The organism is bacterium (assembly GCA_022616075.1).
In the GTDB taxonomy this organism is placed as follows: Bacteria; Acidobacteriota; HRBIN11; order JAKEFK01; family JAKEFK01; genus JAKEFK01.
On record JAKEFK010000116.1, the window covers coordinates 1 to 18,550 of the forward strand.

An 18,550-nucleotide genomic window follows, 5' to 3' on the forward strand; every position below is an offset into this window, starting at 1 on the left:
CCGTGATGAGGTCAGCTTGCTTGCTACAGAGCGTTCTGAAGTAACAGGGATCAGTTTTTGGAACGAGAAGATCAATGCCGATGATTACAACCGTTTAATGTATCCGGAAGTAGTCAAGACCCTTTCGAAAGTAATCGAAGGGACACCAGAAGTAAAACTCTTTCAGGTATCAAATTCCACTTTTCATAAGATTGCTGCGGGACTAACTGTCTGACCGTAACATGATTGCGGGAGAGGGCGGCCAAGGCCGCTCTTTCTTTTTTCGGAAGTGCAAAGTTCAACCAGGAGACAAAATTATGAAATACAGCAGGGATTGGTGTACCGTTCTTACTCTTGTTCTTATCGTTTTTGCTTTTTGGAGTTGCGCGACGACCAACAGTGCAGGCGTCCGGAACAGAGAAGGCCAAATAGAGACAACTCCGCAGATTGCTCATAACCTTGATTACACGGTCCAAAGAATTGATGCAAATATTTCATCGGACATAAAGATGAAATTCGCCGCCGATGAACTGATATCCGCTTCAAACATTAACGTCGATACGAGTCATTGCAACGTTACATTGAAAGGAAGAGTTGACACTCAAGCTGAAGCCGATCGCGCTATGAAATTAGGACGATCCGCCAATGGTGTACGAAGCGTCCGTTCAGATCTCATCGTGAAGTCTACAAACAGCAAATAAGAATCCATGATGTCTTTGATTATAAAGCTTCTACAGGGCGATCGAGCTGAACATCCTGAATCATTTGAAAAATTCGTTGAGAATCATTGTCACGCACCAGATCTGCAATCTCATTGTGATGATATTCTCTGAGGGTTCCTATTAACATCTGATTGGCGACCTTTTCAAACTCCACATTGAGCTCTACCCATTCTTCCGGGACTTCTTCGGCGTCCCAAAACTGAGAATCGTTCAGACTGTGAACCTCACTAATCCTGTCGCAACGTTCAGAAAAATCTCTTTCATAGATTTCCTGTGTTCGCTTTTCAGCAATCGCAACGATTATGATCAAATGAAGAAGATAACGAAGTTGATCTCCGCGCTGGTTTGTGCGGTTCATGTCGGCCATGAATAATTTGCCTTCGGGCGAGATAAATTTTCCGTTTTCCTCCTGCCTTCTCTCGTCATTGTCGCTCCAAAAAAGCATCTTTGCCATTTCGATCCAATTTGCTTTTGCCCTGGAACCTTCTAACAGACGGTCCAGTTTTGACATGCGGATGTTGGTGGTCCGCGTTCCTCCGGGCAACCCGAACGATCGCAGTAAGTCAGTCATTTCTTTCTCCTTCTACTCGCTTTTCCTCTCCAGCGCAGGAAGTGCAAGTATTCCTTAAGAGCCTCTTCTTCTTCAATTGTGACCGGTCCAAGACTTAAGGCAAGCCGGGAATACAACGACGGTTGATTCATTTCAGGTTTGGGAAATGGATATCCCGCAAGCTGCATTACATCTGCATAAGGCACCTGGTACAACTCGCTCAACCTGTGCAATATGACCGGAGAGGGCCCCTGAATTTTCCCGCTCTCCAACTGGCTGAGGTATGCGTTCGAGATCTCGACCGCTTTTTCGACCGCTCGCAAGCTAAGTTGCCTCGAGTTCCGTGCCGCCTTGAGAAAACTGCCAATCGCGGGGGCCTGCATTTTCATTATGATGCTCAGTATATCGAGCAACGCTAAGTATGTCAAGCACCGCTTGCCATTCCATATTTTCAAGAATACATTTCACCAAGGTAGCTCTCCAAACAATGCCGAACGAAAAGGAAAGATCAGTGCGCGTGGTAAAAGGGATGCCGGACGTTCAGCTTTCGGCAGCGGAATTCCTCGAATGCTTTTCCCAACGTTTTTACGATCCTGCTTTTGACTTTGCAAAAAATGAATTTGAAAAAATTGCGACAATAGCATACGAGGCTTATAAAGAGTATCGAAAAAGTCCGCGAACGAAGCCTGCGGGCCCTGGTTTTGAGGATCCGGAGTTTCCACTGCCCGTTGAGTGGCTGGAAACGCGAAAGAAGATCGCTGATGCCGAACAGTTGTACCGTAATTCACAAGCCAAATCCGGCATTTTGCTGATCAACGGAGCAGCCAGCAGCGATCAAACGTGTCCCGGAGAAATGTTAACAGACATGGAGCTGATACCGGCCGGTCCGAACGCTGGTCTTGCGAGATACGTCGGTTACTACACTCCGTATGCCACAAGTCATGATGATCTGGACCGCGATACCGGTTTACAGACGGAAGTAAAAAATCACGCGAGGGCACTAATTGAAATGGTTCGTCAGATTCGAAACGGAAAGAATCAGCGGCCGGACGCAAATTTGGAAGAACCGCGTAAGAAGTGAGGATTTTGCAATGTTGGGAGTAATATTTCGTGCCTGGGGCAGGCTGCTCATAGGTTACAAACCCTTCTTATCCATCGAGCTGACCCGTGAGTGTCCATTAAGTTGTCCCGGTTGTTACGCGTATGGAGATCAGCATCTCGGAGGTCAAATCACACTCCGGCAAGTTCGGGATCTGAAAGGACAGGCGTTGATCGACGGTGTGCTGGGCTTACTGCGCGAGCACAAACCGTCTCACGTTTCCCTTGTCGGGGGAGAACCACTCGTACGATATCGTGAATTGGATGAGTTGCTTCCACAGATGGCAACCATGGGAATTCAGACGCAACTCGTAACAAGCGCTGTTCGCAGGATTCCTCAAGAATGGGCTCTCATTCCGCGATTGGGAATCAGTGTATCGATTGATGGATTGCAACCGGAACACGATGAGCGCCGAAAACCTGCAACATACGAACGCATCTTAAAGAACATTGCCGGTCATCAGGTTTCAGTTCATTGCACCTTGACACACCAGCAGTTGGTTCGTGATGGATACTTGGAGGAGTTTGTAAAATTCTGGTCGGATCAACCAACAACAAAGCGAATCTGGATGAGCCTTTTCACGCCGCAAAAAGGAGAGAATTCGAAAGAGCGACTAACGCCGGAGGATCGCTGGAAAGCGATTCAAGATTTGCTCGATTTGAAGCCAAAGTACCCAAAGCTGGATGTCGGACGTGGAGTGGCCGAATTCTATGAAAATCCGCCGAATTCACCAGGCGAGTGTACTTTCGCCAGACTATCGACCTGCATTTCCGCCGATTTTGAAAAGTTGATCACCCCTTGTCAATTTGGTGGAAATCCTGATTGCAAAAACTGCGGGTGCATTGCGTCGGCCGGAATGGATGCTGTACAACGTCATCAACTGCCCTTTGGTATTCGTGTCGGACAAATTCTTGACGCATCTCTCAAAGTGGGCGCCTGCATAAAACACATCCGGAATAGGTGAATCATGCGTAGTTTCAATCCAGCTGATACGGTAATTACTGAACTTCCATTTTCAGTGGATCCTGTTCAACCACCGCGGCCATTTTCAAGTCTTGTTTCCATTGATTTCGGGGCTTCAAGCCATACGGGCTATGCGCGCCCGAACAATCAGGATGCCTACATAATTTATCGCTCGGGGCGTTACTGGGAAAAAGTGATGACCAGTCTGGAAGCGGGAGATTTGCCGGACCGCTCCGATGAGATTGGATATGGAATGGCGGTGGCTGATGGTATGGGTGGCGCCGCCTCCGGAGAAGTGGCCAGCACCATGGCCATTCGTGTATTGATGAGTTTGATTTTGAATGCGGCGAAATGGGCGCTTAAATTAGACAATCCGGAAACCAGGGAGACCGAATTGAAGGACGTGATAGAGCGCGCGGAAGAATACTTTCAACGCGTAGATCAAACGCTGATGGAGTACGCCGAAGCCTATCCGCGGCTTAAGGGAATGGGTACTACGATGACCGGTGCCTACAGTTTTGGCGATGATCTCTTCATTCTTCACATCGGCGATACACGCGCGTATCTGTTTCGGCAAAACAAACTGAAGCGACTCACACATGATCAAACCGTAGCGCAGGCTCTGGCAGATGCCGGCGCGATTTCTCCGGAGGAGGTTTCGACTCACCGGATGCGTCACACTCTTACAAGCGTTCTGGGTGGTGAATCCAGGACAATTCAAATGGAAATCCGCCATGTGAGGCTCCTGGACGGCGACCGGCTTTTGCTCTGCAGTGATGGATTGACCGACATGGTGAATGAACAGGAAATCGCTGAAGTGATTGCAGCATCAGAAGGATCATCCGATGTTTGTGATCGACTGATGAATCTTGCTCTCGAAAAAGGGGGTAAAGATAATGTGACTGTTTTACTGGCGCGCTATTCAATTCCCAATCCTCTTTCGTGAACACTCCTCGGGTATCAAACTTGGTGTTCCACCAGCAAACCGAGAACGAAAAAAACGATAAACATTTGTTTCATTCCAACCTCCCCTTAGTCCCCTCCTTCATAAGGAGGGGAAATCCGGGCAAAACACTTTTAAGGATTCATGTAGATTTCCGGTTTCAGGAACGATCCTTTGCGCAGATTGATTCCGTACTCCAGATACCCTTTCAGAGAGCAGAGCATGTGCATCCAGCCGCTACAGTTGCCGTAAGAGCTTCGAATTCCTTTTTCTGTTGGGCGCCATCCCTCTTCGCTGATCGAAACCAGTGTTGAGTTTTCATCCAGCGGTTCGAATTTCATAGTCACTGTTGTGTTGTATCCGCCCTCCTGCGATTCCCATTCGAGCGTAATCGATTCGTTGGGTATGATCCGGCGAATGATGACTGGAAATTCTTCAGGAAATTCAGGAAAACGCCACTTTACAGTCGTGCCTTCGCGCATAGGAGCGCTGGCGGAAGCCGTAAAGTAACCCGACAGCTTTTGAGGCTGAATCACGGCATCAAAAACCTGCTCCACCGGTTTCAGAATGCTGAGATGAACCGTAAAACTAATTTGTTCCATGATAATTTCTCCTTTTCTGCTTTTAATATATGTTATAATATTATAACATGTCAAGGCAACGGAAAGATGAAGCTGTTTTTAAGGCGCTAGCGAACCGGCGTCGTCGAGAGATTCTGGATCAATTAAAGAACCGGCCTCTGACAACCGGCGAGATTTGCGATTTATTTCCCGGCGCTGATCGCTGCACGGTAATGCTTCATTTGAGGGTGCTGGTCAACGCCGGACTTGTGATCAGTAAGCGGGAAGGGCGCCTCCGCTGGAATTATCTGAACGTCCTGCCAATTAAACAAATCTATGATCGCTGGATCAGCCGTTACGCGGAACCATCTGTGAATTTGCTTGCACGCCTGAAACGAGATCTAGAATCGATGTAAGATCAATAGCGCCAGCTTTTCAGATCGGCGCCAGACGGAGCGGTCTTTTCAATTCTTTTTAGAATTCTGTCCAGATACATCGTGTGGTAGCGAAGCCGGGTCAGGTGGTTCGGATTATTGTGATCTCCGTTCCAGCAATGCTCGGCGCGATCTCCGTAATCCACTTCCCCGCCGTAATGAGGATTCTTTGTTTTTTCCAGAAACTCTTCCATGAAATACACGGCATTGTTCAGGTAATAGTTGTCCATATCTCCGCAATACAAATGGAGTTTTCCTTCAAGCTTTGGTCCGAGTTTGCTCCAGTCCCGCTCCAGAATATGGCGCAGGTCAAAATTCTCTTTCCAGTATTTTGCAACTTCGGGATCAATTTTTCCGGTGAGCTTGTCGTAAATTCGTTTCGGATAACCATCTTGATCCTGCGGCGAATAAACTGCTTCCCAGATATCAAATTGTTGGCCGGACCTCGATTTTGTTCCCAGAGCGAGTTCGAAATAATTGTTTTGTTCCATCGTTGCGCTTAGCTGACCGAGATAATTGCGATGCGCGGGTCGTGGAATTCTGGCGAACTGACCTTCATAGTAGTAAGCATTTTTATCTTCATAGATGTTGATCGTCATGTAGGATCTGAAATCGACAGGATCCGGACACGCCCCGAATGCCCCGTTGTATTCATCTGGATAAAACACTTGCGCTGCAAGAGCCTCCCAGCCGCCGGTAGAGCCACCATAAAGAAATCGCGACCAGGGTTGGCCAATTGCGCGAAATTTCTTTTCAATGAACGGAATCAATTCATAAGTAATTGCATCGCCATACGGTCCCAGGTTTGCAGAATTTACGGCGTACGAATCATCGTAATAAGGATTTGCATGCTGGATTTCGAGCGCGAGAAAACGTGGAAAATCTTTGCTGATCCACTGTTGATAGAACTTGTACGCTTCCTCCTGCTGAATTTTGTTGTAGCCGCTGACACGAAATCGTTCACTGTAGTCGGGTTTCAGGTTCGGATCCGGTGGTTCGGTCCGGAAACCGCTGACATCTGCCGGAAAATGTCCGTGAAAAATCATCAGCGGATAACGGGCCTCAGGATGTTCGTCAAATCCATGCGGCACGAGAACATGACCTCCGACGTACACCGGTCGTCCCCAGAACTCGGTCAACAACTTGCTTTGCATTTTTATGTGCTGCACATACTTCGTATCGGCGGGCTCTTGAATGGGTGGAATCTTCTGATCCATCACGATGAGTATTGCGGAAGCATTCTTTGGATCTATTTTCAGCTTCACCGGCTTGCTGTAGAAATTCCCGGGCTTCTCATTCCACTGTTGTCCTTCTCCCATTTCCGGAGGAAGTTTTACGGTATGGCCGGTTTTCAGATGGAATGTTTCGTAGCGATTTAAGAGAGCTTGCACGAAATATTCTCCCGCAGGCACATCTTTCAAGCTACGGATGGGATGGCCAAAAGCTTCTTCATCCACAATTCGTTCTTCGCCAGGCTTCATTCCTTCTACGTCAATACCAAAAACCAGCTGGGAATTGATGCCGTCTGTGATCTGACGGCGCGGCTCTTTTTCAGGATTGTTGGAGAGCAACAACAGTAACCGCCCATCCTGTGGCTTCGAAGAGACGGTATCCGGATAGGAAATGGAGAACCGAATTGTATCTTTGGCAAATGCCATAGTGGATAGTAGCGCTAGTGCAAGAAGAAATTCTAATGCTTTCATGATTGCAATTATAGTTAAGTGATGTTGTGATTCAGCGGGCCTCTACCCCTGCCGATCTTGAATGGATGGGCCATCGCGCGCGCGATGTAATCTTTCGCTGCTGGAATTGCTGTGGATAGCTCCATATTCCTCGCCAGATGCACCGCCAGAATGGAAGAAAATGTGCAGCCCAGCCCTCGAGATTGAGCCATTACCTTGGGCGCAACAAAAATTTCGTGCCGCGTGCCGTCGTACCAGACATCCACGGCCTCATTCTCCAGGTGACCACCGGTGATCACCACATTTTTCGCTCCATATCTATGCAGGCGGATAGAAGCCTCTTTCATAGAAACCACATCCTTCACTTCCATCTCTGCAAATACTGACGCCTCATCGAGATTGGGAGTGATGATATCGGAGGCCGGAAATAATTTTTCTTTGTATGCGGTTACAATCGCAGGGTTCGCGAAGTCAAAACCAGTGGTTGATCGCAGAACTGGGTCTACTACTATATTCGTCAATTGAAATCTTTTACACAGCGAAACCACAAGCTCTAAAATCGTTGACTCCGTCAACAATCCGATCTTGACCGCATGAATTTCGATATCGGAAAGAATCGATTCAAATTGTGCCTGGATCAAATCGGTTGAAACCGGGTAAACACGAGAAACCCGTTGAGTATTCTGGGCCGTGATTGCGGTGATCACTGCCACACCGTAAACGCCCCACGCCTGGAACGTTTTCAGATCGGCTGCTACTCCGGCACATCCACTCGGATCAAACCCAGCTATCGTTAAAATGTTTTTATCCACTTGCGGCTTTCATTACCAGGTAGGGGCAGGCCTTGTGCCTGCCCTTCCGGGCGACCACAAGGGTCGCCCCTACTTAATACAGCAGGTATTTTTCGCGGACTTTCAAAAACGCTGCCAGTCCGTTCTGCCATTTCCGTTCAATGTCATTCGGCGCAACGCCGTTTTCCAGATCTTCGCGGATCCAGGAGTTGCCCCATAGAATATCGATGGGCAAACGGTCCATCACGAACTCATAGGGTGGATCTTTCCAGCGGAACTCTTTTGCATAGTCGCGAAGCAAAACGAATAGAATGCACAGGGCTGTCTTCACAGGCTGAAACAAACGGCGATCGGTCACATGCATCTGAGCGCCACCACACAATTGATTGTGAAACTTGTTAAAAGTTGGGCGGAAATAAAGCCGACGGAAAACCACTCCTTTTAACTCGAACCGTTCGAGTGACCGGCAGAATTTTTCAGGATCAATCCAGGGAGCTCCAAAAATTTCAAAAGGACGTGTAGTCCCCCGCCCTTCGGAGACATTCGTGGCTTCGAAAAGGCACATGCCAGGATAAACAACTGCAGTATCAGCCGTCGGCATATTCGGGGAAGGCAGAACCCACGGCAGTCCGGTTTCTTCAAAAAAAGAATTCCTGTTCCAGCCCTCCATCTCAATCACTTCCAGCCGGCAATTGAGCTGAAACTCTTGATGAAAATAAAACGCGAGCTCACCCAACGTCATCCCGTGACGTACCGGAATCGGAAATCTACCAACAAAAGATTCATAACCGGGTTCCAGAACGGGGCCTTCCACATCGACACCATTGATCGGATTCGGGCGATCCAGAACCACGACCTCCTTTTGATGTTCCATGCATGCTTCCATCACATAGGAAAGCGTGTAAATAAAAGTGTAGTAACGAGCCCCAACATCCTGCATATCAAAAACAACCAGATCGATCTCACGCATCATTTCAGGCGTGGGCTTTAGATTCTGTCCGTACAGACTATAAACAGGCAAACCGGATTTCGGATCCGGAAAAGCTTCGCAAAATTCCTGGTCCTGCATCTCGCCACGCAATCCATGTTCAGGTCCCCAGAGCGCTTTCACTTCCCAGCTTTTCTCCGACAAAAACCGATCCACAATAAACTGATAGGAAGAATTCACGGAAGAGGGATTGGCCAGCAGAGCGATTCGTCTACCGGATGGCAAAGCTTTTTTGTGACTCAAAAGCACGTCGAGACCGGTTTTCACCATGGTTGGATTGCACCCAATTCTAGCATATCTTAGATTTTGAACTTGAGTTGTAGCCGGGTAGTTGAAGAGCATTTGCCACGCCTTTGCATCTGTTGTTGTAATTGCCAAGTTCAGAGTTCATGCAATGGCCATCCGGCATTTGCCGCAAATGCTCTGCCACTACGATTTAAAGGAGAAGATTGATGAATGTACATATGGATTACAGTCACTGCATGGCCTCCAATATCGGACCAAAGAATGGAGTGCCGGATGAATTGTTGAATCTTCAGACGACAAATCTGCAGCAAGCGCTCTCCGCTCTCAATCAAAGAAGAACAAGCGGGGAACTCGGTTTCTTCGATCTTTTTCAGACTACGAATACTGTAGAAATAGACGAGTATGTGAAAGAAACGCTTTTTCGTTTTGAAGACATCGTCGTGATCGGGATCGGGGGCTCCTCATTGGGAAACCGAACCTTGCATCAAGCTTTGAATCATCCTTTGATTCAAAAGGAAAAACATTTCGCGCGAGTTCATATTTGCGACAACATCGATCCCGACGCGCTTCACGCAATTCTGCAGGAAGTGAAATCGCTGCCAACGACGCAGTTTCAGGTTGTGACAAAATCAGGCAGCACCGCGGAAACTCTCGCGAATTTCATGATCTGTTATCAGATTCTGAAAAATGCAAAGTTGAAACCATCCTCGCATATCATAGCCATCACCGATCCGCAATCGGGAGATCTATTCAAGCTGGCGAAACAAGAGGGGTTCAAAACATTTCCCGTTCCGCCGAACGTGGGAGGAAGATTCTCGGTTTTGACCGCGGTCGGGTTGTTATCAGCCGCTTACAGCGGGATTCGGATTGAATCCGTTCTGGAAGGCGCCAGGGAAATGTCCGTTATGTGCCAGGAACCGGATTTGCAGAAAAATCCGGCGGCGCTGATCGCCTTTTTGTTGACGTATCTTTGCGATGCGCGCGCAAAGTCTAATGTAATCTTCATGCCTTATTCATACCGCCTCAAATCGTTTGCGCAATGGTTTTGCCAGCTCTGGGCTGAGAGTCTCGGCAAACAGGGCAAAGGACAAACTCCCATAGCGACTGAAGGAGCAGCCGATCAGCATTCACAAATCCAGTTATATATGGAGGGCCCCGAAGATAAGGTCATTCAGTTTTTAACTGTTCGTGAACCGATAAAGGATTTTGTGCTGAACACGGATCTTTCCGTGGACTCGATTAATTATCTAAAAGGAAAGTCGTTACAGCAGTTATTTCTTGCAGAACATGCCGCAACGGCGACGGCTCTGGCGCGGTCCGGGCGACCGAATTTTACGATTGAAATCGACCGCATTACTGAGCAAAACATAGGCGCTCTGTTCTACTTGTTCGAATTTGCAACAGCAATGGCCGGTGAATTCTGGAAGATCAATGCCTTTGACCAGCCGGGAGTCGAAGAAGGAAAACGCCTGACCTACGCAATGATGGGACGCGCCGGATATGAATCGAAAAAAGCGGAACTCGATGCCTGGCAGAAAAATCTGAAACGCTATCGTATTTAAAAGTAGCACAGGCGTCCCGCCTGTCGAGCTTCACAGGCGAGACGCCTGTGCTACTCCTAGAATATGAAGTCGATCATCATTGGAACGGCGGGACATATCGATCACGGCAAGACTGCGCTCGTGAAGTCGCTCACCGGGGTTGATACAGATCGCCTCCCTGAAGAAAAAGCCCGTGGAATCACGATCGATCTCGGTTTTGCTCACACACAATGGGAAGGGATCGACATCAGTTTTATCGATGTTCCCGGTCACGAGCGTTTTATCAAAAACATGCTGGCCGGGATCGGTGGAATTCATTTGTTGATGCTTGTTATCGCCGCGGATGAGTCGGTGATGCCTCAAACTCGCGAGCATTTCGAAATTTGCCGGCTTCTTCACATACCCGATGGGGTGATTGTTATCACAAAAAAAGATCTGGCAGACAACGACTCGCTGGAGATTGTGAAGGAAGAGATTCAAAGTCTGGTTCAAGGAAGTCCTTTCTCCAATGCTGAGGTTTTTGCGGTAAGCTCAAAGACTGGGGAAGGACTCGATACCCTGAAAGCGGGGTTGATTCGCAAAATCAAAGAAGTGCGAACGCATCCGGGAAAAGGGGTTTTTCGGTTGCCCGTGGATCGCGTATTTGTACTGAAAGGTCATGGGACAATCGTTACCGGCACTTTAATTTCCGGAAAAATCAGGAAAGAAAGCGGTGCCGAACTGATGCCCTCTCGAAAAAGAGTAAAGGTCCGTTCGATCCACGCCCATGATAAGAATGTCGAAGAAGCTTTCAGTGGTCAGAGGACGGCCCTGAACTTGCAGGGAATCGAAAAAGAAGAGATCCAGCGCGGCGATGTGCTGACAGAAGCGGACCTCTTTGTTCCCACAAGCCTGCTGGATGCCAAGATATCCCTTCTACCGAATTCGAACCCGATCCGGCACAATACGCTGATACGATTTCATCATCTTACAACCGACATTTTGGCCCGAATCACGCTTCTTGGCACAGAAGTTTTGCAACCGGCAGAAAGTGGATACGTGCAACTGCGCCTGCAAAACTCCATTCATGCTCTTTCCGGGGACCGTTTTATTCTCAGAAGACATTCTCCCCTTACCACCATTGGAGGCGGTGTGATTCTCGATCATCTCCCTATGCGAAGGGTATCGGCCGGGGACGCATCGGCCATCGAACGGCTGAGAATCCTGGAAAAAGGGAATCCGGAAGACCGACTTGCCATTGCTGTTCAGATGAAATCCATGTCCGGAGCGGACGAACGCTACTTAAAAGCAAAAATGGGGATGCCACCACAGGAATTTGCGCAATTGCACGAGGAATCGGTGGTCCTTCTGCGGAAAAATCCATACCTGGCGATCAACAGAAAATTTGAACTCGATCTCACGCGAAAAATGACCGACACAGTAAAATCCTTCCACGAAAAAAATCCACTGCAGTTTGGTATTCCAAAAGAAGAGCTTCGTTCCAGGTTCCTAAAAACCGTTCCTGCGGAGGTCTTTGCGGCAATTCTCGACCGCGCGATCGATCAAAAACTGTTTCAAATTCAAAAAGATTTGATCGCTATGTTCGGCCGGAAAGTTGCACTCGATCAACAACAGGAATCGCTGGCCTCGCGCATCGAAGAATACTTGCAGCGTTTCGGTCTGGGAACACCGGGGCTCGATGAACTTGCGAAAGAATTGAAAGAGCCGATCGAAAAAACCAGAAGCTTGCTTTATTTGCTGGTTCGAGAGCAAAAAGCGGTCAAAATAGCCGATGATTATTTCCTGCACAAACTTGCGTGGGAAGATCTCAAACAGAAGATCCGCAATCTGAAAACGACTCAAAAAACATTTTCTGTTCCTGACTTTAAAGCCCTTTTTGGAATCACCAGGAAATTTGCAATCCCCCTGCTGGAAAACCTGGACCGGGAGGGAATTACCCGCCGGGCGGGAAACGAGCGTATAATATTGTAGATGCAATTCTTAGCGTTCCTCGGACCCATCGGAGTTCCAGAACTACTTCTGATCCTTCTGGTGCTCCTGCTTGTATTCGGCGCGGCGCGACTGCCGGAAATAGGCAGAAGTCTCGGTGCTGCAATTACCAACTTCAAATCATCAATTAAAGAAGGAAGCAAAAAAGACAAGGATCTGGGCAACAGCGCCGAAGAAAGAGAAAAATAAATTACCAGATTTCAAATCCGAAATCACAAATAATATTCAAATCTCAAAGCTCAATTTTCAAACGGGCCCTCGCAAGCAAGTTTGAGCATTTGAGAATTTGTGATTGGGATTTATTTGTTTTTTGAGATTTGTGATTTGGAGATTATTCCCATATCCGGTTCCATCGACCAGAAGATGGGGATCTCTTTCCATTTTGCCAGCCACATGCTGAAAGCTTCGTACATCTCTTTTCGAATCGCGCGAAAGTAATGGTATTTGCCGTCTTCACCGGGAAAAAACTCGCCGGCGAGAACCGGATGGTACGGAAACCTTCTACGAATGACGGCCCCCAGATCTCGCATGTAACGGAACAACCCGATGGATAGAAATGCGAGTCGATTCTTCGGAAACTGCTCCAGGCTGTTGAACAGTTTCGCATAGGATTCTTTCCAACCATCGAAATAGAAAACGGGATCCAGATGAAACGCAATTTGATAGCCCAGCCGAACAGCCTCTGATGCTGCATTCAAGCGTTCTTCGAGCAGGGAAGTGCCATATTCATGCGTCTGCACAATTTCCGGCGGGTTCAAGGACCAGGAAACCACAATGCGGTCGCGGACTATTTCAGGATCTGCAAGACCGGTGAGGTCGGTGGCTTTGCTTCGCAATTCCAGCACCGAACCAGCCGGAATGTGCCTGCTGATTTTTCTCAGGAATGGAAATTGACTTTCCGCAAGCAAGCTGTCTGATAAAAGCCCGGTCGAAATCCAGGATCGTTGAGAATCGAGATTGGAAAGCTCAATCAGTAAAGATTCAATACCGAGAAAAAGAACCAGCGCACCGTGATTCAAATAACTCTGAAGATAGCAATAAACACAATCAAACAAACATCCTTCAGCAAGGTCCAGACTCAAAAACCGGTAAGCAGCATGGTCATAACAATGAAACGGCTTCAGCCAGGCCCCCCGTTTGCGTGCAAAGATCAGAGATTTTTTTTCTTGAACCATGTTTTGTTTTCGAAACGACTGATAATCCTGTATCCACTGCAGGTAGGGATACCTGGCCGCGACTTCTGCGTACTCCGGCAGTCCCCGAATAGACTCTTCCGCATAAAAGGATTCGTACTTCCGCATGACCTTTAATTATGACGATTTCCGGGTGACGGTACTACCGCCATTGGAAACTTTGAGCTAAAATATCTCTGGCTAAACCTTCCTGAAAATGATCACTGGTCATAACACAGACATCGTTTATAACGGCATCATTTACCACGTTCAGACTGAGGATCGTGGTAAGGGAAACCCGGTCATCGAAACCCTCGTCTACAAAGGGGGCGAAATCCTTGAAGCATATCGGACCAGCTACGAAGAAGACATACAGGAAGGTTACGATGAGCAAAGGATTATGGCTCTGATCGAGAAACAGCACCGGACGGTTATCTGGGAAATCAAAGGCGGCAAATATGATAAACAGGCCGCCCTGATGTCGGATCCGCTGGCGGAAGGCATCATCGATACGAAAAAAAGCCTGGATCAGGTGATCCTCGAATATCTTGCTTCCGAAGAAGAAAAAGAGCGGATGCTTCTCGATCTAAAATCCTCGGGAGACATGACAGAAGGAAGCGCAGTTACTCTTACGATTCAAACGAAAAGCAGCACGACGGGTGAACCGGTCAAGAATTCCAAGATTATTGTAAAGATCATCAGCACTGTGAAAAAACCGCTCACGGTTCACGAAGGAAAAACAGATAAGAACGGCCTTATTTCTGTCGAGTTTTCGATTCCCGAATTTCCTGACGGAAACGCCGCTTTGCTCGTCCAGGCCTTCTCCGACTCTACAGGGTCGGACGAGATCAAGCAATTTATCAAAAAGAAAAAAGGTTTTAGCAACACTGGTAAAAAAGGTTAAAGCAACCGTAAATGGCTCCGCAATGGAGCTTCAAGACGGGATCACAATTGAAAACTTGCTTTTGCAACTCGAGATCGATGTGCGCCTGGTTGCCGTAGAACAGAATCTGGAGATCGTGCCGAAAGCGGATTATACGAAACGCGTCGTCGCTGAAGGAGATTCGATCGAGATTGTTCAGTTTGTCGGCGGCGGGTAGCCTTCGGAATTTCGTACTTATATACTTAATTTGCATTATGAATGACAAACCACTTGTAATTGCCGGTCGCGAATTCCGCTCCCGGCTCATTGTTGGAACCGGCAAGTATGCAACACTCGATCTGATGAAAGAATCATTGGAGGAATCCGGTTCTGAAATCGTAACCGTTGCGGTCAGGCGCGTGAACCTGCAGGATCGATCGGAAAGTTCATTTCTTTCTTATATTGACCGGAATCGTTTTCTGATTCTGCCCAATACCGCCGGCTGTTACACAGCCGAAGATGCTATTCGCATTGCCAGGCTTGGCCGCGAAGCAGGATTATCGAACTGGGTAAAACTGGAAGTGCTCGGAGACGAAGCCACTCTATTCCCGGAAAATGAAGCGCTGCTACAGGCTACAAAAGTATTGGTAAAAGAGGGTTTTGTGGTTCTTCCTTATACAAACGATGACCTCATCAATGCAAGGAAATTGATCGATGCCGGAGCTGCTGCCGTGATGCCGCTGGGAGCGCCGATCGGTTCCGGAATGGGGCTACAAAACATTGCCAATGCGATGATCCTCAGGGAAAAGATAACAGAAGTTCCTCTCATCATTGATGCCGGAGTGGGAACCGCTTCCGATGCTTGCGTCGCGATGGAACTCGGAATGGATGGCGTTCTGATGAATACAGGAATTGCCGCAGCCTCCGATCCGGCTCGTATGGCACGGGCCATGAAGCTTGCTCTGGAATCCGGCCGCCAGGCATATCTCGCCGGCAGGATGCCGAAGAAGCTCTACGCAACAGCGAGCTCACCCGCCTCAGGATTGCCGCATCCGCGATGATTGGCTCAACCCGGCTGGAAGATAAACTCCGGGAGTTGATCGAATTACGCAAAAAAGAAGAAGAGGAATACGGGAAACTTCTGACCCGTCTGGATGAAATCTGCCAGTTTTCTCTCCCGAATGAAACCTCCACCAGCTTCCCACAAATCAAAGATGCGTTGAATCAGATTTGGGATATCTCCAAAGAAGCTTCCTCTGCTTCGGCAAGTGAAGATCGTGTTTTTTGGAAGGAGGTTGCCCAAAATTTTTCACAATATCTCAATCCGGTAGTCGAACAGCAACGCGAAGTCAATTCAGTTTTAGTTCACCTGATGAATGAATACATCGAGGCTGTCCACCGGTCGCTACAGCAAATCCGCGAATTTCAGAGCACGCTCATTTTGTATTTTCAGAAAATCATTCCCGTGATGGACACAAAATTTCGCGAGATGGTGGGGACGGCAGAATGTTTTCAAATCGGCATGCGGGATTACATAGACGCGTTGTATCAGGAACTGGACAAAAAAATTGAAACTCTTCAGGTGGATGTCTCTGCCTTGAAGAAGTCCGATCGAAATGAGATGTAGGGGCGTTGCATTTGCGCTTTTTGCAAATGCTGCGCCCGGGCTGAGCATTCGCAAAGAACGCGAATGCGCAGCCCCTACGGATCATCGATGAATAAGAAAAAAAAGATTTGCGTTTGTTCGGCGCAAACCCCCTTTGTTTATGGCGGCACCGAAATTTTCGTTGAAAACATGATCGCGCAATTTCGATTGCGGGGACATGATGCTGAGATGGTTCGCCTTCCGCTTCAAACGCAACCACATGAAGAGCTCCTCAAGAGCTGTCTGGCCTGGAGACTCCTCAATCTGGATTTTGTAGAGTTGGAGCGGATCGATCTGGTGATTCCAGTGAAATTCCCTGCCTATATGGTTCGCCACAGGAATAAAAGGATCTGGCTGCTGCATCAATACAGGCAGATCTACGATCTGTACGAGACCGCGTACACAAGTTTTCAGCCTACTTCGAAAGACAACGAAATACGGAAATATATGATTGAACTGGATCAGGAATCCTTCCGTGAAAGCAAGAAAGTTTTCTCACAGTCGCGAACGGTTGCGGATCGTCTGAAGCGCTCGATTGGCCTGGAAACAGAAATCCTTCATCCTCCCATTGCGGATTCGGACGCCTTCTACTTTGAAACTCTAGATAACCATGTACTTTCTGTCGCGCGCCTTGCGGGAAACAAACGGGTTCATCTTTTGATAGAAGCGATGCAATACGTATCGGAGCGTTTTCAAGCCGTTATTGTCGGGGACGGTTATGCCCGCGCTGAACTCGAAGAGCTCACCGCAAAACTCAAGCTCGAGAAACGAGTTCATTTTGCGGGTCAGATCTCACGCGAAGAAGTCATCCGCCACTACGCGAAAGCCGGAGCAGTATTCTACGGACCGGTTGAAGAAGACTGGGGACTGGCAACGCTGGAAGCATTTTATGCGCGCAAACCGGTGATCACCTGTTCGGATTCCGGTGGCGTGCTGGAATTGTTAGATGATTCTTGCGGCTGGATTGCAACAAACCAACCGCAGTCCATCGCCTCCTGCATTGAAGAAGCGTTGAACAACAAAGAGAAAAGCCGGCACATGGGAGAAGAAGGATTCCACAAAATTTCCTACCTGAGCTGGAATTATGTGATGGACCGCTTGCTGGAGGACCTATGAAGCGGATCGCTTTCTTTGGACCGCTTCCTCCATTAAAAACCGGAATTGCCGACTACAACCATGCTCTACTTCCCTGGCTCCGGAAAGATTATGAAATCGATGTTTTCCTTCCGTTCTCCACACCGAGTTCTTCGGAAGGTTTTCCTCATGGAGATTTTTTCCTGCGCCAAAAAAGGATACCTTACGATTTGGCGCTCTATCACATGGGAAATCAACCCCGCTTTCACGAATACATGTATGGCTATCTTTTCCAGCAACCGGGAGCTGTGCTGTTTCACGATTACTGTTTGCATCATTCGCGCGCGGATATGTTGCTCAAAAGAAATATGACGGACGAGTATCGGGAGGAACTGCGATCTGTCTATCCGGATCAGGCGGAAAGGATTGCAAATGCCACGATCACTTTCGCGGCGGGAGATTTGTTATTTTTTCACTACCCCTTATTTGAATTGATCGTTCGAGCGTCATTAGCTCTTGGGGTGCACACAGATGCCGCGGTGAAGAAACTGCAAATCTGCGAAACTCCTGTGATCAAGATTCCCTGTCTTCAAATGGAAGGAGGCACAACGACAGAGACCGGCATCTACCCCGGAAAAATGGTTGTGGCTTCTTTCGGTTACGCGACGCAGGCAAAACGAATTTCTACGATATTAGAAACGATTGCTGACCTGTGTGGTGAACAGGAAAATCTTCTGTACGTAATCGTTGGAGCGCTGGAGGATCGGACCGGCGTACTCAGGCAAATCGAAAAGCTTGGTTTGAAAGAATCCGTGCTTGTCACGGGTCATGTGGAAATGGAGGAATTTCTGAAGTGGATTTCCCGCGCGGATATCGTCCTCAACTTACGCTATCCTTCAGCCGGAGAGATGTCCAGCACACTGATTCGAGCGCTTGCTTCAGGCAAACCGGTCATTATCAGCCGGCTGTTGGATGTCGAGGAAATTCCGGAAAATGCGGTTCTGCGAGTGCGACCGGATCACGAAAAGGAAGACTTGAAGGCAGCGCTTACTGCCTTGCTGCAGGACCTGAATCTTCGAGATCGCTTATCGGCAAATGCGCGCAAATACATTGAAGAGCATCATACTCCTCAAAAAGCCCGCGAGAAATATCAGGTGCTGGTGGAAACCGCGCTTAAGCGTAAATCCAGTTTCGTGTCTCCCGAATTGCCTCTTCATCTGCGATCAGGAGCGGAAATTCTCAAGCAACACTTACTAAAAACGACATTCGAACGGACTGATCCTAAGATATTAGAATGGCTGCCTTAGCCC

General features: G+C 48.1%; 22 protein-coding genes. 15 read left to right on the top strand and 7 right to left on the bottom strand.

Translation table 11 applies throughout. The annotated features are described in order from the left end of the window. Both L0156_09560 and L0156_09565 read left to right on the top strand, forming a co-directional pair. On the top strand, nucleotides 1-214 hold a 214-nt coding region (locus L0156_09560), incomplete at its 5' end, for a hypothetical protein (protein MCI0603248.1). 82 nt (nucleotides 215-296) lie between these two features. Continuing rightward, nucleotides 297-680, top strand: a complete 384-nt coding sequence (locus L0156_09565; protein ID MCI0603249.1) for a BON domain-containing protein — start codon at nucleotides 297-299, stop codon at nucleotides 678-680. A 19-nt stretch (nucleotides 681-699) separates the two neighbouring features. Here the strand turns inward: L0156_09565 and L0156_09570 are convergent, their stop codons facing one another. Both L0156_09570 and L0156_09575 read right to left on the bottom strand, forming a co-directional pair. Further along, a complete protein-coding gene (locus tag L0156_09570) occupies nucleotides 700-1,272 on the bottom strand; it encodes a hypothetical protein (protein MCI0603250.1) in 573 nt (190 codons plus the stop codon). Further along, entirely contained in the window at nucleotides 1,269-1,640 is a 372-nt protein-coding gene (locus L0156_09575; GenBank protein MCI0603251.1) for a helix-turn-helix domain-containing protein, read from the bottom strand. Before L0156_09575 ends, L0156_09570 begins: the two co-directional genes overlap by 4 nt. A gap of 98 nt (nucleotides 1,641-1,738) precedes the next feature. Here L0156_09575 and L0156_09580 point away from each other — a divergent pair, with 98 nt between their 5' ends. From L0156_09580 to L0156_09590, 3 genes are read left to right on the top strand one after another with little or no spacing between them, the layout of a single operon-like run. Next, nucleotides 1,739-2,332, top strand: coding sequence for a hypothetical protein (locus tag L0156_09580; protein ID MCI0603252.1), 594 nt, complete (start codon nucleotides 1,739-1,741; stop codon nucleotides 2,330-2,332). A gap of 10 nt (nucleotides 2,333-2,342) precedes the next feature. Further along, nucleotides 2,343-3,314 (top strand): radical SAM protein, encoded by a 972-nt coding sequence (locus L0156_09585; protein MCI0603253.1) that lies wholly within the window; start codon nucleotides 2,343-2,345, stop codon nucleotides 3,312-3,314. A gap of 3 nt (nucleotides 3,315-3,317) precedes the next feature. Continuing rightward, nucleotides 3,318-4,259, top strand: a complete 942-nt coding sequence (locus tag L0156_09590) for a protein phosphatase 2C domain-containing protein (GenBank protein MCI0603254.1) — start codon at nucleotides 3,318-3,320, stop codon at nucleotides 4,257-4,259. Nucleotides 4,260-4,390: 131 nt separating this feature from the next. On the opposite strand, the gene L0156_09595 is transcribed toward L0156_09590, so the two are convergent. After that, nucleotides 4,391-4,858 (bottom strand): SRPBCC domain-containing protein, encoded by a 468-nt coding sequence (locus L0156_09595; GenBank protein MCI0603255.1) that lies wholly within the window; start codon nucleotides 4,856-4,858, stop codon nucleotides 4,391-4,393. A gap of 47 nt (nucleotides 4,859-4,905) precedes the next feature. On the opposite strand from L0156_09595, the gene L0156_09600 reads away from it, so the two are divergent. Next, nucleotides 4,906-5,232, top strand: coding sequence for a helix-turn-helix domain-containing protein (locus L0156_09600; protein ID MCI0603256.1), 327 nt, complete (start codon nucleotides 4,906-4,908; stop codon nucleotides 5,230-5,232). A gap of 2 nt (nucleotides 5,233-5,234) precedes the next feature. On the opposite strand, the gene L0156_09605 is transcribed toward L0156_09600, so the two are convergent. From L0156_09605 to L0156_09615, 3 genes are all read right to left on the bottom strand, one after another. Further along, on the bottom strand, nucleotides 5,235-6,953 hold the full coding sequence (locus L0156_09605; GenBank protein ID MCI0603257.1) for a hypothetical protein: 1,719 nt from the start codon (nucleotides 6,951-6,953) through the stop codon (nucleotides 5,235-5,237). A 14-nt stretch (nucleotides 6,954-6,967) separates the two neighbouring features. After that, on the bottom strand, nucleotides 6,968-7,744 hold the full coding sequence (gene thiD / locus L0156_09610; GenBank protein ID MCI0603258.1) for a bifunctional hydroxymethylpyrimidine kinase/phosphomethylpyrimidine kinase: 777 nt from the start codon (nucleotides 7,742-7,744) through the stop codon (nucleotides 6,968-6,970). A gap of 73 nt (nucleotides 7,745-7,817) precedes the next feature. Next, on the bottom strand, nucleotides 7,818-8,981 hold the full coding sequence (locus L0156_09615; protein MCI0603259.1) for a DUF1343 domain-containing protein: 1,164 nt from the start codon (nucleotides 8,979-8,981) through the stop codon (nucleotides 7,818-7,820). Between the two features lie 182 nt (nucleotides 8,982-9,163). Here L0156_09615 and L0156_09620 point away from each other — a divergent pair, with 182 nt between their 5' ends. The 3 genes from L0156_09620 to tatA all read left to right on the top strand — a co-directional run bounded on the left by L0156_09620 (nucleotide 9,164) and on the right by tatA (nucleotide 12,676). Next, nucleotides 9,164-10,519, top strand: a complete 1,356-nt coding sequence (locus L0156_09620) for a glucose-6-phosphate isomerase (GenBank protein MCI0603260.1) — start codon at nucleotides 9,164-9,166, stop codon at nucleotides 10,517-10,519. Between the two features lie 63 nt (nucleotides 10,520-10,582). Continuing rightward, nucleotides 10,583-12,469: a selenocysteine-specific translation elongation factor gene (selB, locus tag L0156_09625; protein MCI0603261.1), complete on the top strand. Its 1,887-nt coding sequence runs from the start codon at nucleotides 10,583-10,585 to the stop codon at nucleotides 12,467-12,469. Continuing rightward, nucleotides 12,470-12,676, top strand: a complete 207-nt coding sequence (gene tatA, locus L0156_09630) for a twin-arginine translocase TatA/TatE family subunit (protein MCI0603262.1) — start codon at nucleotides 12,470-12,472, stop codon at nucleotides 12,674-12,676. It abuts the gene before it with no gap. 110 nt (nucleotides 12,677-12,786) lie between these two features. On the opposite strand, the gene L0156_09635 is transcribed toward tatA, so the two are convergent. Continuing rightward, nucleotides 12,787-13,788, bottom strand: coding sequence for a hypothetical protein (locus L0156_09635; GenBank protein MCI0603263.1), 1,002 nt, complete (start codon nucleotides 13,786-13,788; stop codon nucleotides 12,787-12,789). 88 nt (nucleotides 13,789-13,876) lie between these two features. Here L0156_09635 and L0156_09640 point away from each other — a divergent pair, with 88 nt between their 5' ends. The 6 genes from L0156_09640 to L0156_09665 all read left to right on the top strand — a co-directional run bounded on the left by L0156_09640 (nucleotide 13,877) and on the right by L0156_09665 (nucleotide 18,547). Further along, on the top strand, nucleotides 13,877-14,563 hold the full coding sequence (locus L0156_09640) for a hypothetical protein (GenBank protein MCI0603264.1): 687 nt from the start codon (nucleotides 13,877-13,879) through the stop codon (nucleotides 14,561-14,563). Nucleotides 14,564-14,585: 22 nt separating this feature from the next. Continuing rightward, nucleotides 14,586-14,759, top strand: coding sequence for a sulfur carrier protein ThiS (gene thiS, locus L0156_09645; GenBank protein ID MCI0603265.1), 174 nt, complete (start codon nucleotides 14,586-14,588; stop codon nucleotides 14,757-14,759). Nucleotides 14,760-14,796: 37 nt separating this feature from the next. Continuing rightward, nucleotides 14,797-15,582, top strand: a complete 786-nt coding sequence (locus L0156_09650) for a thiazole synthase (GenBank protein ID MCI0603266.1) — start codon at nucleotides 14,797-14,799, stop codon at nucleotides 15,580-15,582. Next, complete coding sequence (locus tag L0156_09655) at nucleotides 15,579-16,148, top strand: hypothetical protein (GenBank protein ID MCI0603267.1); 570 nt, start codon at nucleotides 15,579-15,581, stop codon at nucleotides 16,146-16,148. Before L0156_09650 ends, L0156_09655 begins: the two co-directional genes overlap by 4 nt. Before the next feature lie 87 nt (nucleotides 16,149-16,235). Continuing rightward, nucleotides 16,236-17,282, top strand: coding sequence for a glycosyltransferase family 4 protein (locus tag L0156_09660; GenBank protein MCI0603268.1), 1,047 nt, complete (start codon nucleotides 16,236-16,238; stop codon nucleotides 17,280-17,282). After that, on the top strand, nucleotides 17,279-18,547 hold the full coding sequence (locus tag L0156_09665) for a glycosyltransferase family 4 protein (GenBank protein ID MCI0603269.1): 1,269 nt from the start codon (nucleotides 17,279-17,281) through the stop codon (nucleotides 18,545-18,547). Before L0156_09660 ends, L0156_09665 begins: the two co-directional genes overlap by 4 nt. The last annotated feature ends 3 nt before the right edge of the window (nucleotides 18,548-18,550 follow it).

Excerpts from the sequence above, each read along its gene's own strand:
- L0156_09565 (MCI0603249.1), top strand. The coding sequence starts at position 297 with ATGAAATACAGCAGGGATTGGTGTACCGTTCTTACTCTTGTTCTTATC.
- L0156_09570 (MCI0603250.1), bottom strand. The coding sequence starts at position 1,272 with ATGACTGACTTACTGCGATCGTTCGGGTTGCCCGGAGGAACGCGGACC.
- L0156_09575 (MCI0603251.1), bottom strand. The coding sequence starts at position 1,640 with ATGAAAATGCAGGCCCCCGCGATTGGCAGTTTTCTCAAGGCGGCACGG.
- L0156_09580 (MCI0603252.1), top strand. The coding sequence starts at position 1,739 with ATGCCGAACGAAAAGGAAAGATCAGTGCGCGTGGTAAAAGGGATGCCG.
- L0156_09585 (MCI0603253.1), top strand. The coding sequence starts at position 2,343 with ATGTTGGGAGTAATATTTCGTGCCTGGGGCAGGCTGCTCATAGGTTAC.
- L0156_09590 (MCI0603254.1), top strand. The coding sequence starts at position 3,318 with ATGCGTAGTTTCAATCCAGCTGATACGGTAATTACTGAACTTCCATTT.
- L0156_09595 (MCI0603255.1), bottom strand. The coding sequence starts at position 4,858 with ATGGAACAAATTAGTTTTACGGTTCATCTCAGCATTCTGAAACCGGTG.
- L0156_09600 (MCI0603256.1), top strand. The coding sequence starts at position 4,906 with ATGTCAAGGCAACGGAAAGATGAAGCTGTTTTTAAGGCGCTAGCGAAC.
- L0156_09605 (MCI0603257.1), bottom strand. The coding sequence starts at position 6,953 with ATGAAAGCATTAGAATTTCTTCTTGCACTAGCGCTACTATCCACTATG.
- L0156_09615 (MCI0603259.1), bottom strand. The coding sequence starts at position 8,981 with ATGGTGAAAACCGGTCTCGACGTGCTTTTGAGTCACAAAAAAGCTTTG.
- L0156_09620 (MCI0603260.1), top strand. The coding sequence starts at position 9,164 with ATGAATGTACATATGGATTACAGTCACTGCATGGCCTCCAATATCGGA.
- selB (MCI0603261.1), top strand. The coding sequence starts at position 10,583 with ATGAAGTCGATCATCATTGGAACGGCGGGACATATCGATCACGGCAAG.
- tatA (MCI0603262.1), top strand. The coding sequence starts at position 12,470 with ATGCAATTCTTAGCGTTCCTCGGACCCATCGGAGTTCCAGAACTACTT.
- L0156_09635 (MCI0603263.1), bottom strand. The coding sequence starts at position 13,788 with ATGCGGAAGTACGAATCCTTTTATGCGGAAGAGTCTATTCGGGGACTG.
- L0156_09640 (MCI0603264.1), top strand. The coding sequence starts at position 13,877 with ATGATCACTGGTCATAACACAGACATCGTTTATAACGGCATCATTTAC.
- thiS (MCI0603265.1), top strand. The coding sequence starts at position 14,586 with ATGGAGCTTCAAGACGGGATCACAATTGAAAACTTGCTTTTGCAACTC.
- L0156_09650 (MCI0603266.1), top strand. The coding sequence starts at position 14,797 with ATGAATGACAAACCACTTGTAATTGCCGGTCGCGAATTCCGCTCCCGG.
- L0156_09655 (MCI0603267.1), top strand. The coding sequence starts at position 15,579 with ATGATTGGCTCAACCCGGCTGGAAGATAAACTCCGGGAGTTGATCGAA.
- L0156_09660 (MCI0603268.1), top strand. The coding sequence starts at position 16,236 with ATGAATAAGAAAAAAAAGATTTGCGTTTGTTCGGCGCAAACCCCCTTT.
- L0156_09665 (MCI0603269.1), top strand. The coding sequence starts at position 17,279 with ATGAAGCGGATCGCTTTCTTTGGACCGCTTCCTCCATTAAAAACCGGA.